Genomic DNA, 11,739 nt, shown 5'->3' with positions numbered 1-11,739 from the left:
ACCTCATACGAGGTTTCAATACATAAGCTCTACTGGCTTAGTTCACTAGCACACTGTTGAGTTCTCAAGCAACACACCCCGAGATCACCGCGATCAAGCGGCTCGCTCGAAGCGATTCATTCCTAGCAGTTTTTGGTGGGACACCCACTCAATCGCGATCCGCGAGAGCTTGGTTCGTGTCCCGGTGGCCACCCGGTTTCCCTGGCGACTTGGAGAACTTTACACCCCTCCAGAGGGCCCGAAACAGGGGGGTACCTTAACCGCGTTCCCGCAGGTCAAGCCCCTGTTCCGGGCCACCCGGCCCGGTCAGCCGCCGAGCGCGACGCCGGCGACGTTGCGCCGCCCGCGCCGGACCACGAGCCACTTGCCGTGGAGGGTGTCGCTCGCCGTCGGCTTCCACTCCTCGTCGGCGACCTTCACGTTGTTCACGTAGGCGCCGCCCTCCTTGACCGTGCGGCGGGCCGCACCCTTGCTGTCCACCAGTCCCCCCGCGAGCAGCAGGTCGACGATCGTCGGCTCGCCCGCCGGGTCGACCTTGCCGTTCGGCACTTCGGCCATCGCCGCGTCGAGGGTGCGTTCGTCCAGCTCACCGAGCTCCCCGCGGCCGAACAGTGCCTGGCTGGCGTTGATGACCTGCCGGGTCTGCTCCTCCCCGTGCACCAGGACGGTGAACTCCTCGGCCAGCCGCTTCTGCGCGGCCCGCAGGTGGGGACGCTGTTCGGTGTCCTCGGCCAGCGCGGCGATCTCCTCCTGACCGAGGAAGGTGAACATCCGCAGGTAGCGGACGACGTCGGCGTCGCCGACGTTCACGAAGTACTGGTACCAGGCGTACGGCGAGGTCATCTCGGGGTCGAGCCAGAGGTTCCCGCCCCCCGTGGACTTGCCGAACTTGCGCCCCTCGGCGTCGGTGACCAGCGGCGCCGTCAGCGCGTGCACGCCCGCCCCGTCGGTCCGCCGGATCAGGTCGACCCCGCCGACGAGGTTGCCCCACTGGTCGGACCCGCCGACCTGCAGCTTGCAGCCGTACTGGCGGTGCAGCTGCAGGTAGTCCTGCGACTGCAGGAGCAGGTAGCTGAACTCGGTGTAGGACATGCCGTCGCCCTCGAGCCGGCGCTTCACCGTTTCCCGGTTGAGCATGACGTTGATCGAGAAGTGCTTCCCGACGTCGCGCAGGAATTCCAGGGCGGTCTGCTGCCCGGTCCAGTTCAGGTTGTTTTCGACGATCGCGCCGGTCGGCGAGTCGTCGAAGTCGACGAACCGTTCGAGCTGGCCGCGGATGCGCCCGGCCCACTCGGCGACGACGTCGAGGGTGTTCAGCGTGCGCTCGCCGGTGTCGCGCGGGTCGCCGATCATCCCGGTGGCGCCGCCGGCCAGCACGATCGGCCGGTGCCCGGCGCGCTGGAACCGCCTGAGCATGAGCAGCGGGACCAGGTTGCCGGCGTGCAGGCTGGGCGCGGTCGGGTCGAAGCCGCAATAGAGCGTCACGGGACCCTGGTCGAGCTCGCGCCGGAGGGCGTCGATGTCGGTGGACTGCGCGATCAGGCCGCGCCAGGACAGCTCGTCGAGGATGTGTTCGCTCACGCCTGTAGATCCTCCCGCACCAGGTCAACCGACTAACTGGCGGGTCGGACGCGCCGCTTCCCGCCGCGGCGGTAGGTGGACACGGCGGGCGAGCCGTCGACCCAGAACCGCCACGGCGTGTCCATCGCCATCGCGACGCCGACGCGCGGGCCGCTGCGGATCCGCTCGGCCGGCACGCGTTCGCCGACGTGCAGCCGGACCGGCGACGCCGGATCGGTCAGGTCGACGCCGTTCTCCTGCCGGTCGATGCGCAGGACCGACGTCAGGATCGCCGGGCCTTTGGCGAGTTCGCCGGTCCCCCGCGCGTTGGGCCGCCGCTTGCGGACGACGTCGACGCCCGTCACGACTTCGCCCGCCCGCAGCAGCACCGCGCCGGCGACGCCGTCGCTCGAGCCGACGATGTTCGCGCAGAAGTGCATCCCGTAGACGAAGTAGACGTACAGGTGACCCGCGGGCCCCCACATCACGGCGTTGCGCGGGGTCCGGCCGCGGTAGCAGTGCGACGCCGGATCGTCCTCGCCGCGGTAGGCCTCGACCTCGACCAGCCGGACGCCGACGGTGCCGTCGGGACCGTCGGCCTCCAGGACCGAGCCGAGCAGCAGGTGGGCCAGGTCGACCGGGTCCAGCGCCAGCTCGTCGCGGGTGAACAACCGGCCTGCGTCGCCGCTCAAACGGGGTTCCTCTCTTCGGCTGCCTGGCGTGCCACCCTAACCCCTTGAGCGATCGCTCAAACTTCCCTACAGTCTGTTTGAGCACTCGCTCAAACTTTGAGGGGAGCCGAGATGCGACCGAAGCCGCTCTACGTGGAGACCGTGATCCGCACGGACCTGGACACGCTCTGGCACCACACCCAGGACCCCGACCTGCACCGGCGCTGGGACCTGCGGTTCACCGAGATCAGCCCGATCGACGGCCACGACGGTCACTTCCGCTACGCCTCGCGGTTCCTGGGGGTCACGGTCGACGGCGTCGGGGTGAGCGTGGCGTCCCGGGACCGGCCGGACGGCTCCCGCACGTCGGTGCTGCGGTTCGCATCGGCCGACCCGTTGTCGCTGATCAGCACGGGTGCGGGCTTCTGGCGCTACACCCCCGTAACCGGCGGCGTCCGCTTCGTCACCGGGTTCGACTACGGCACCCGCTGGGGGCGCTTCGGGCAGCTGGCCGACCGGGTGTTCCGGCCGGTGTTCGGCTGGATGACGGCCTGGTCGTTCGACCGGCTCCGGCTCTGGCTGGAGACGGGGATCCCGCCTGAGGACCAGCCGCTGACCGCGCCCTCGGCTGGCCGCTGCGGCCGGACGCGTCCCCGCCACGAGGTGGCCGCCGGGGTGTCGGCGTGACCGGGGTCTTCGAACGCGCGCTCGGCGCGGACTTCGCGCACCTGCACCCGCGGGTGCGCGAACGGCTCGCCCTCTCGGGCGGGCGCGGGATGATCGGCCACGGCGTGATGGACCGCATCTGGCACGGCCGCGACTTCACCCGCCCGTTCCTGTCGCTCGGGGCGAGGCGGCACATCCTGTTCCCCGACCGCGGCCGGAACGTGCCGTTCACCATCGAGAACTACCCGTACGTTGACGGGCACGGCCGCGAAACGGTGTCCTTCGTGCGGACCTTCGAATTCCCGCAGCGGCGCAGGCGCTTCGACGCCCAGATGGTGTACAGCGCCGGGCGCGGGCTCGTCGACTACCTGGGCACGCACCAGCACCTGGCGGTGGACCTCGCGGTGTCGGTCCGGCCGGACGGCGGGTTCCGGATCCGCTCCGGCGAGTTCCGGCTCCGGGAAGGGCCGGTCCGGACGCGCCTGCCGCGGGGCATCACCGGCACCGCCACGGTCGACGAGTGGTTCGACGACGGCAGCGGGCAGTTCCGGATCGCGGTCGCGGTGGTTCATCCGCGGTTCGGGCCGGTGTTCGGATACGAAGGCGGTTTCAGTGCCCGGTACGTCGACGTCGGCGGCGGGGTGAGCGGGGCGGTCAAGCCGCTTCGTGAGAAGGTCATGGACTGATGGGCACCGGCCGGAACTCCAGTTCGCAGGACACGAAGCAGCGGCTCGTGGACGGCGTGCTGGAAGTCGTCCGGCAGCAGGGCATCACCGCCGTCTCCGCCCGGTCGGTCGCCACCGCCGCGGGCGCGAACCAGGCGCTGGTCTTCTACCACTTCGGCAGCGTCGAGGAGCTCGTCGCGCAGGCCTGCGTCTCCGCGACCGAAGCCCGCGTCGCCCTCTACCGTGACCGCTTCGCCGCCGTGACCACGGTCGGCGAGCTGCTGGCGCTCGGCCGCGAGATCCGCATCGCGGAACGCGCGGAAGGCAACCTGGCGCTCCTGGCCCAGACGCTGGCCGGGGCGCAAGGCAGCGAGCGGCTCGCCGAAGCGACCCGCGAAGGCCTGAACAAGTGGATCACCGAGGTACGCGCGGCCCTCGAGCGCGTGCTCGAGGGATCGCCGCTGGCCGAGCTCGCGGACCCCGGCGGGCTGGCCCACGCCGTGTCCAGCGGGTTCCTCGGGCTGACGCTGTTCGACACGGTCGACCCCGACGGCGCCGAGCAGGCCGTCGCCGCGCTGGAGCGGCTGGCCGTGCTCGTCGACGTCCTGGACGGGCTCGGCCCGGTGGCCACGCGGGCCGTCCGGGCCAAGCTCCGCAAGACCCTCAGTTGAGCCACTGGCGGGCCGCGGTGACCCGCTCTTCGAGGCGCGCCCGCTGTTCGGCCACCCGGGCGGGTGCCGTGCCGCCCCGGGCGTCGCGGGACGTCACCGAGCCCTCGACGGTGAGGACCGCGCGCACCTCGGGCGTCAGCGCCGGGTTGATCTTCTCGAACTCTTCGTCGGTCAGCTCGTCCAGCCCGACGCCGCGAGCCTCGGCGACGCGGACGCTCTCGCCCGCCGCTTCGTGTGCAACGCGGAACGGGACGCCCTGGCGCACCAGCCATTCGGCGATGTCGGTGGCCAGGGTGAAGCCGGCCGGGGCCAGCTCGGCGAGCCGGCCGGTGTGGAAGGTGAGCGTCTCGAGCATGCCCGCGATCGCCGGGAAGAGGAGTTCGAGCTGTTCGACCGAGTCGAACACCGGCTCCTTGTCCTCCTGCAGGTCGCGGTTGTAGGCCAGCGGTTGCGCCTTGAGGGTGGCCAGCAGCCCGGTGAGGTTGCCGATCAGCCGGCCCGCCTTGCCCCGGGTCAGCTCCGCGACGTCCGGGTTCTTCTTCTGCGGCATGATCGAGCTGCCGGTGGCCCAGGCGTCGTCGAGGGTCACGTAGCCGAACTCGGCGGTGTTCCAGATGATCACCTCTTCGGCGATCCGGGACAGGTTCACCGCGAGCATCGCGACGGCGAAGGCGAACTCGGCGACGAAGTCGCGCGAAGCGGTGCCGTCGATGGAGTTCTCGACACTGGTGGCGAAACCCAGTTCCTCGGCGACGGCCTCGGGGTCGAGGCCCAGCGACGAGCCGGCCAGAGCACCCGAGCCGTACGGCGATTCGGCCGTGCGGACGTCCCAGTCCTGCAGCCGCGAGACGTCGCGCAGCAGCGCCTGGCCGTGGGCCAGCAGGTGGTGGGCGAGCAGCACCGGCTGGGCGTGCTGCAGGTGCGTGCGGCCGGGCAGGATCGCGTCCGGGTGCCGCTTCGCCTGGGACACCAGCGCGTCGACGACTTCGAGGGTGCCGGCGACGACCCGGCGGGCGGCGTCGCGCAGCCACATCCGGAACAGCGTGGCCACCTGGTCGTTGCGCGAACGGCCGGCACGCAGCTTGCCGCCGAGCTCGGTGCCCGCGCGCTCGAGCAGGCCGCGTTCGAGGGCCGTGTGCACGTCTTCGTCGGCGACCGTCGGCGTGAACGCCCCCGACGCGACGTCCTGGGCGAGCGTGTCCAGCGCGGCCAGCATGCCGGTCAGCTCGTCGTCGGTGAGCAGGCCCGCCTTGCGCAGCACACGAGCGTGCGCGCGGGACCCGGCGATGTCGTAGGGCGCCAGACGCCAGTCGAAATGGGTCGACGCGCTCAGCGCGGCCATCGCCTCGGCCGGACCGCCGGCGAACCGGCCGCCCCACAGCTGCACCGGCTGCTCGTTCCCGCTCACTGTTCTCGCTTCTCCTCGGTGTTCGTCGGATTCAAGTCTTGGGCCGTCACCCGGCCGTCGTGGAGGACCAGGTGGAGTTCGCCCGACACGGCGTTGGCCAGACTGGCGCATCCGCGGCCGGCCCGCCGTTCGAGCGCGGCGCACGCTTCGCCGCGGCCGATCCTCTGCGCCTCACCGCGCGCGCTCAGCATCCGGCGCGCTTCGGCGACGGAGACGGTCTCGCCGTCGATCGCCACCGGGACCCCGCCGTCGAAGGTGATCACGACCTCGTCCGGCGCGAGGAACTCGCCCTCGGCCGGAAAGATGTCGGCGAGCACGGTCATGGCGGTCCTTCGTCTCCTGCTTCGTGCGCCGAGCGCTGCGCGAGGGCGGCGAAGCGCTCGGCCAGTTCCTTGCCCGTCAGGGGTTCCCGGGCGATCACGGCGACGGTGTCGTCGCCCGCGATCGAGCCGACGACCTCTTCCAGGGCCGCCCGGTCGATCGCGCTGGCGAGGAACTGCGCCGCGCCCGGCGGCGTCCGCAGCACCATCAGGTTGCCCGACGAGTCCGCCGAGACCATCAATTCGGCCAGCAGCCGGGAGAGCCGTGACGTCCCACCCTGCACCCCGCGCACCGGGCTGCCGTCCTCGGGGATGACGTAAACCGGCGCCCCCGAGTCCGGTCCACGCAGCTTGACCGCGCCCAGTTCGTCGAGGTCGCGCGACAGCGTCGCCTGCGTGACCTCGATGCCCTCGGCGGCCAGCAGCTTGGCCAGCTCCGTCTGGCTGCGGATGGTCGTGGTCGACACGAGTTCGGTGATCCGGGCCTGCCTGCCCACCCGGCTGCCGGTCATCGCCTGCTCTCCTCGAAGAGCCAGACCAGCAGGGCCTTCTGGGCGTGCAGCCGGTTCTCCGCTTCGTCCCACACCGCGCTGGCCGGGCCGTCGATCACCTCGTCGGTGATTTCCCAGCCGCGGTGCGCGGGCAGGCAGTGCAGGACGATCGCGTCGTCCGCAGCCTTCTTCAGCAGTTCGGTGTTGACCTGCAGGGCGCGGAACGGGCCGACCCGGTCGAGACCGTCGTTCTCCTGCCCCATCGACGTCCACGTGTCGGTGACGAGCACGTCCGCGCCGTCGACCGCCGCGTACGGGTCGGTGAAGGCGGTGGCGGTGCCGCCGGTCTCGTTCGCGCGCTTCTTCGTGTCCAGCATGACGCCCTGGTCCGGCTGGAAACCGACCGGCGAGACGACGCGGACGTGCATCCCGGCGGTGACCCCGCCGAGCAGCAGCGAGTGCGCCATGTTGTTGGCGCCGTCGCCGAGGTAGACGAGCGTGAGGCCCTCGAGCTTGCCCTTGCGCTCGCGGATCGTCATCAGGTCGGTGAGCACCTGGCACGGGTGGAACTCGTCGGTGAGCGCGTTGACCACCGGGATCGACGCGGCCGAAGCCATCGCCTCGATGCGCTTCTGCGCGAAGGTGCGCCACACGATCCCGTCGACGTAACGCGAGAGAACCCGCGAGGTGTCCTCGATCGTCTCTTCGCGGCCGAGCTGCATCGAACGGCCGTCGACGATCACCGGGTGGCCGCCGAGCTGGCTGATCCCGACCTCGAACGAGAACCGGGTCCGCGTCGAGTTCTTCTCGAAGATGGCCGTGATCGACTTGCCGGCGAGGGTCTTGTTGCCGAGCGGGTCGGCCTTGAGCGCGTCGGCGAGGTCGAGGATGGCCTTCTGCTCGGCGGGACTGACGTCGTCGTCGCGGAGGAAGTGGCGCAGCATCAGTCGGAGTCCTTCGTGGTGGAATCGAGCGCGTTCGGGAGTGCGGCGAGGAAGCCTTCAGCCTGTTCACCGTCGAGCACGAGCGGGGGCGCGAGCCGGATGGTGTCCGGCGCGACCGGGTTGACGAGGTAACCCGCGTCCTGGACGGCCTGCGCGACTGCCGCCGACACGGGCTGCTTAAGGGCGATGCCGAGCAGCAGCCCGGCGCCGCGCACCCCGGCGACGAGCGGGTGCCCCAGCGCCTCGACGCCCGCGGCGATGTCCTTGCCGAGCGAGGCGACGTGGTCGAGGAGGCCGTTGGCGGCGATGGTCTTCAGCACGGCCAGGCCGGCCGCGCAGCAGACCGGGTTGCCGCCGAAGGTGGTGCCGTGCTGGCCGGGCTTGAGCAGCTCTCCCGCCGCGCCGACGCCGATCACCGCGCCCAGCGGCAGGCCGCCGCCGAGGCCCTTCGCCAGGGTGATGACGTCCGGCACGATGCCGGCTTGCTGGTAGCCGAACCACGTGCCGAGCCGGCCGAGGCCGGTCTGCACCTCGTCGAGCACCAGCAGCGTGCCGGTGGCCTTGGTGATTTCGCGGGCGGCCTGCAGATAGCCGTCCGGCGCCGGGATGACACCCGCCTCCCCGAGCACCGGCTCCAGGAAGACGGCCGCGGTGTCGGCGTCGACGGCGGCCTTGAGCGCCTCGACGTCGCCGAACGGCACGTGCTCCACGCCCGGCACCAGCGGCTTGAAGGCGTCACGCTTGGCGGGCTGGCCGGTGAGCGTCAGCGCGCCCATGGTCCGGCCGTGGAACGCGCCTTCGGCGGCGACCACCTTGGTGCGCCCGGTCAGCCGGCTGATCTTCAACGCGGCTTCGTTGGCCTCGGCGCCGGAGTTGACGAACAGCACCTTGCCGTGGCCGGTGAGGCCGGCGACGTCGAGCAGCGCCTCGGCGAGCTCGACGGCGACCGGGTTGACGTAGAGGTTCGACGTGTGGCCGAGCTGCTTGATCTGCTCGGTGACGGCTTCGACGACCGCCGGGTGGGCGTGGCCGAGCGCGTTGACGGCGATGCCACCGACCAGGTCGACGTACTCCTTGCCGTCGGCGTCCCACACCTTCGCGCCTTCGCCGCGCACGAGCGTCAGCTTGGGTGTGCCGTAGTTGTCCATGAGGGCGGACTGCCAGTGCGCCTGGCCATCCACATTGGACTCGAGGTCGGTCACGGGAGCTCCGTTTCGGGGAAGACCATGGTGCCGATGCCGCGGGAGGTGAAGACCTCCAGCAGCACCGAGTGGGCGAGGCGGCCGTCGATCACGTGCGCCCGGCGCACGCCGCCGCGGATGGCGCGCACGCACGCCTCCATCTTCGGGATCATGCCGCTGGCCAGCGTGGGCAGCATCGGCTCGAGGTGGTCGACGCGGATGCGGTCGATCAGCGACGACCGGTCGGGCCAGTTCGCGTACAGGCCTTCGACGTCGGTGAGCACGACGAGCTTTTCGGCACCCAGCGCGGCCGCGAGCGCGCCCGCGGCCGTGTCGGCGTTGACGTTGTGCACGACGCCGTCGACGTCCGGGGCGACCGTGGAGACCACCGGGATGCGCCCGGCGTTGACGATGTCGAGCACCGCGTCCGGGTTGACCTCGGCGACCTCGCCGACGAGCCCGATGTCGACCTGCTGACCGTCCACAGTGGCCTGTTTGCGTTCGGCGGTGAACAGCCGGGCGTCCTCGCCGGAGATGCCGACCGCGTACGGCCCGTGGGCGTTCATCAGCCCGACGAGCTCGCGGCTGACCTGCCCGGTGAGCACCATCCGGACGATGTCCATGGTCTCCGGCGTGGTCACGCGGAGGCCGCCCTTGAACTCGCCTTCGACGCCGAGGCGCTTGAGCATCGCGGTGATCTGCGGCCCGCCGCCGTGGACGACGACCGGGCGCAGGCCGGCCAGCCGGAGGAACACCATGTCCTCGGCGAAGGCCGCCTTCAGCTCGTCGTCGATCATCGCGTTGCCGCCGTACTTCACCACCACGGTGGCCCCGTGGAACCGCTGCAGCCAGGGCAGCGCCTCGATGAGCACCCCGGCCTTTTCGGCCGCCGTCGCGAGTCGTTCGTCCGCGGAAATCAGAGCCTCCCGGTTCATGAGGAGTACGCGCTGTTCTCTTCGACGTAACCGTGCGAAAGGTCAGTGGTGTAGATGGTCGCCGTGCTCGTGCCGACGCCGAGGTCGACCACGATCTCGACGGCGCGGCCGGTCAGGTCCGCCTCGGACCGGTCGGCGGCTGGCACGCCCTGGGCGAACAGGGTCACGCCGTTGATCGCGATCGACACGAGGTCCGGGTCGATGCGGGCCGGGACCCGGCCGAGCGCCATCGCGATCCGGCCCCAGTTCGGGTCGGACCCGAACAGCGCCGTCTTGACCAGGTTGTCCTCGGCGATCGTGCGGGCGACGGCGATCGCGTCGGCTTCGATCTGCGCGCCCCGCACGGTGATGTCGACGTCCTTGGTGGCGCCTTCGGAGTCCGCGCGCAGCTGGAGCACCAGGTCGTGGCTGACCGCGGTGAGCACCTCGGTGAGCTCGGCCTCGGTGGGCTCGACCCCGCTCGCGCCGGACGCGAGGACCAGCACGGTGTCGTTGGTGGACGTGCCGCCGTCGACGTCGAGCCGGTCGAAGGTGACGTGGGTCGCCGCGCGCAGCGCCCGGTCGAGGGTTTCCTTGTCCACCACGGCGTCGGTGGTCAAGACGGAGAGCATGGTGGCGAGGTTGGGCGCGAGCATGCCCGCGCCCTTGGCGAAGCCGCCGACGCTCCAGCCGCTCTCGTGCTTCGCGAAGGCCTGCTTCGGTTTCGTGTCGGTGGTCATCACGCCCTTGGCGGCGTTGAGGCTCGCTTCGGGGCTCGCGTCGAGGGCCTTGACGGCGGTGTCCACTCCGGACAGGACGGCGTCCATCGGCAGCCGCTCGCCGATCAGGCCGGTGGAGCAGACGGCCACCTCGATGGCGCCGGCCTGCAGGACTTCGGCGACCTTCTCGGCCGTGGCGTGGGTGTCCTGGAAGCCGCCGGGCCCGGTGGCCGCGTTGGCGCCGCCCGAGTTGAGGACGACGGCCTTCAGCCGCTGCTGCTTGAGCACTTCCTGCGACCACAGCACCGGGGCGGCCTTGATGACGTTGCGCGTGAACACGCCCGCCGCGACGTCCAAGGGGCCGTCGTTGACGACCAGGGTGAGGTCGAGCGCGCCGGAGGCCTTGATCCCGGCGGCGACGCCGGCGGCGCGGAAGCCCTGGGGGCCGGTGACGGTCACGGTGCCACTCCTACGGTGGGAAGCCCGGTGGTTTCCGGGAGGCCGAGGGCCAGGTTCATCGACTGGACGGCACCGCCGGCGGTGCCCTTGGTGAGGTTGTCGAGCGCGGCGACGACGACCAGCCTCTTGGCGTCGGTGTCGACCGTGACCTGCAGCTGGGTGTTGTTCGAGCCGAGCGTCGACGCGGTCGCCGGCCAGGCACCGGCGGGCAGCAGCTGCACGAACGGCTCTGCGTCGTAGGCCTTCTCGTACGCCGCGCGGGCGGCGGCCTCGTCGACACCGTCCTTCAGCGGGGCGCTCGCCGTGGTGAGGATGCCGCGGGGCATCGGCGCGAGCACCGGGGTGAAGGACACGGTGACCTTCTCCCCCGCGACGGCCGAGAGGTTCTGCGCGAACTCGGGGGTGTGGCGGTGGGCGCCGCCGACGCCGTACGCGCTCGCCGAGCCCATCACCTCGGAGCCGAGCAGGTTCGGCTTGAGGCTCTTGCCGGCGCCGGAGGTGCCGGTGACCGCGACGATCGTGACGTCGGGCTCGATCAGCCCGGCGGCGAACGCGGGCGCCAGGGCCAGCGTGCCGCCGGTCGGGAAGCAGCCGGGCACGGCGATGCGCTTGGTGCCGGCGAGCCGTTCGCGGGCGCCGGGCAGTTCGGGCAGGCCGTACGGCCACTGGCCGGCGTGGTCGCCGCCGTACCAGCGCTGCCAGTCGCCCGCGTCGGCCAGGCGGTGGTCGGCGCCGAGGTCGACCACCAGGACGTCCGGGCCGAGCTGCGCCGCGATCTCCGCGGAGTGCCCGTGGGGCAGCGCGAGGAAGACGACGTCGTGGCCGGCGAGGGTCGCCGGCGTCGTCTCGGTCAGGACGCGGTCTGCGAGGGGGACGAGGTGGGGCTGGTGGACGCCGAGCTTCGTGCCCGCGCTGCTGGCGGCCGTGAGCGCGCCGATCTCGACCCCGGGATGGGTCAGGAGCAGGCGCAGCAGCTCACCGCCCGCGTACCCGCTGGCTCCGGCCACCGCGATGTTCACCGTCATACGCATGATTATGCACGCCCTTGCAAGTCTAAACAAACCCGGAGT

13 protein-coding genes are annotated in these 11,739 nt (G+C 71.3%); 3 read left to right on the top strand and 10 right to left on the bottom strand.

Features of this window, described 5'->3' with window-relative positions; all coding sequences use genetic code 11:
* Nucleotides 1-306: 306 nt before the first annotated feature.
* Both tyrS and Q5425_RS18365 read right to left on the bottom strand, forming a co-directional pair.
* Complete coding sequence (tyrS, locus tag Q5425_RS18370) at nt 307-1,581, bottom strand: tyrosine--tRNA ligase (protein WP_308673468.1); 1,275 nt, start codon at nt 1,579-1,581, stop codon at nt 307-309.
* A gap of 32 nt (nt 1,582-1,613) precedes the next feature.
* The gene (locus tag Q5425_RS18365) at nt 1,614-2,252 is read right to left on the bottom strand and encodes a DNA-3-methyladenine glycosylase (protein ID WP_308673467.1); all 639 of its coding nucleotides are present in this window, start codon (nt 2,250-2,252) and stop codon (nt 1,614-1,616) included.
* A gap of 111 nt (nt 2,253-2,363) precedes the next feature.
* Between Q5425_RS18365 and Q5425_RS18360 the strand changes: the two genes are divergently transcribed.
* Genes Q5425_RS18360 through Q5425_RS18350 form a run of 3 tightly spaced genes read left to right on the top strand, consistent with a single transcriptional unit; the run spans nt 2,364 to nt 4,233 of the window.
* Nucleotides 2,364-2,918: a hypothetical protein gene (locus Q5425_RS18360; RefSeq protein WP_308673466.1), complete on the top strand. Its 555-nt coding sequence runs from the start codon at nt 2,364-2,366 to the stop codon at nt 2,916-2,918.
* Nucleotides 2,915-3,583 carry a DUF4166 domain-containing protein gene (locus tag Q5425_RS18355; RefSeq protein WP_308673465.1) on the top strand — a complete coding sequence of 223 codons (669 nt, stop codon included), beginning with the start codon at nt 2,915-2,917 and terminating at the stop codon, nt 3,581-3,583. Before Q5425_RS18360 ends, Q5425_RS18355 begins: the two co-directional genes overlap by 4 nt.
* Entirely contained in the window at nt 3,583-4,233 is a 651-nt protein-coding gene (locus Q5425_RS18350; RefSeq protein WP_308673464.1) for a TetR family transcriptional regulator, read from the top strand. Before Q5425_RS18355 ends, Q5425_RS18350 begins: the two co-directional genes overlap by 1 nt.
* Here Q5425_RS18350 and argH read toward each other — a convergent pair.
* The 8 genes from argH to argC are packed head-to-tail and all read right to left on the bottom strand — an operon-like array spanning nt 4,226 to nt 11,694.
* Nucleotides 4,226-5,641, bottom strand: coding sequence for an argininosuccinate lyase (argH, locus tag Q5425_RS18345; RefSeq protein ID WP_308673463.1), 1,416 nt, complete (start codon nt 5,639-5,641; stop codon nt 4,226-4,228). The genes Q5425_RS18350 and argH overlap by 8 nt on opposite strands.
* Nucleotides 5,638-5,964 (bottom strand): argininosuccinate synthase, encoded by a 327-nt coding sequence (locus tag Q5425_RS18340; RefSeq protein ID WP_308673462.1) that lies wholly within the window; start codon nt 5,962-5,964, stop codon nt 5,638-5,640. The genes argH and Q5425_RS18340 overlap by 4 nt, the downstream gene beginning before the upstream one ends.
* Nucleotides 5,961-6,473: an arginine repressor gene (locus Q5425_RS18335; protein ID WP_308673461.1), complete on the bottom strand. Its 513-nt coding sequence runs from the start codon at nt 6,471-6,473 to the stop codon at nt 5,961-5,963. Before Q5425_RS18335 ends, Q5425_RS18340 begins: the two co-directional genes overlap by 4 nt.
* Nucleotides 6,470-7,396 carry an ornithine carbamoyltransferase gene (argF, locus tag Q5425_RS18330; protein ID WP_308673460.1) on the bottom strand — a complete coding sequence of 309 codons (927 nt, stop codon included), beginning with the start codon at nt 7,394-7,396 and terminating at the stop codon, nt 6,470-6,472. Before argF ends, Q5425_RS18335 begins: the two co-directional genes overlap by 4 nt.
* Entirely contained in the window at nt 7,396-8,598 is a 1,203-nt protein-coding gene (locus Q5425_RS18325; protein ID WP_308673459.1) for an acetylornithine transaminase, read from the bottom strand. The genes argF and Q5425_RS18325 overlap by 1 nt, the downstream gene beginning before the upstream one ends.
* The gene (gene argB / locus Q5425_RS18320) at nt 8,595-9,512 is read right to left on the bottom strand and encodes an acetylglutamate kinase (RefSeq protein ID WP_308673458.1); all 918 of its coding nucleotides are present in this window, start codon (nt 9,510-9,512) and stop codon (nt 8,595-8,597) included. Before argB ends, Q5425_RS18325 begins: the two co-directional genes overlap by 4 nt.
* On the bottom strand, nt 9,509-10,669 hold the full coding sequence (gene argJ / locus Q5425_RS18315) for a bifunctional glutamate N-acetyltransferase/amino-acid acetyltransferase ArgJ (protein WP_308673457.1): 1,161 nt from the start codon (nt 10,667-10,669) through the stop codon (nt 9,509-9,511). The genes argB and argJ overlap by 4 nt, the downstream gene beginning before the upstream one ends.
* On the bottom strand, nt 10,666-11,694 hold the full coding sequence (gene argC, locus Q5425_RS18310; RefSeq protein WP_308673456.1) for an N-acetyl-gamma-glutamyl-phosphate reductase: 1,029 nt from the start codon (nt 11,692-11,694) through the stop codon (nt 10,666-10,668). The genes argJ and argC overlap by 4 nt, the downstream gene beginning before the upstream one ends.
* Between the last annotated feature and the right edge of the window lie 45 nt (nt 11,695-11,739).

Origin of the sequence: Amycolatopsis sp. A133 (genome assembly GCF_031082405.1) — a bacterium.
GTDB lineage: Bacteria > Actinomycetota > Actinomycetes > Mycobacteriales > Pseudonocardiaceae > Amycolatopsis.
This window is presented reverse-complemented; position numbering and strand designations above follow the sequence as displayed.

Bases quoted from the DNA above. Each gene is read 5' to 3' on its own strand.
- Q5425_RS18360 (WP_308673466.1), top strand. From the start codon at position 2,364: ATGCGACCGAAGCCGCTCTACGTGGAGACCGTGATCCGCACGGACCTG.
- Q5425_RS18350 (WP_308673464.1), top strand. From the start codon at position 3,583: ATGGGCACCGGCCGGAACTCCAGTTCGCAGGACACGAAGCAGCGGCTC.
- Q5425_RS18340 (WP_308673462.1), bottom strand. From the start codon at position 5,964: ATGACCGTGCTCGCCGACATCTTTCCGGCCGAGGGCGAGTTCCTCGCG.
- Q5425_RS18335 (WP_308673461.1), bottom strand. From the start codon at position 6,473: ATGACCGGCAGCCGGGTGGGCAGGCAGGCCCGGATCACCGAACTCGTG.
- argF (WP_308673460.1), bottom strand. From the start codon at position 7,396: ATGCTGCGCCACTTCCTCCGCGACGACGACGTCAGTCCCGCCGAGCAG.
- argB (WP_308673458.1), bottom strand. From the start codon at position 9,512: ATGAACCGGGAGGCTCTGATTTCCGCGGACGAACGACTCGCGACGGCG.
- argC (WP_308673456.1), bottom strand. From the start codon at position 11,694: ATGACGGTGAACATCGCGGTGGCCGGAGCCAGCGGGTACGCGGGCGGT.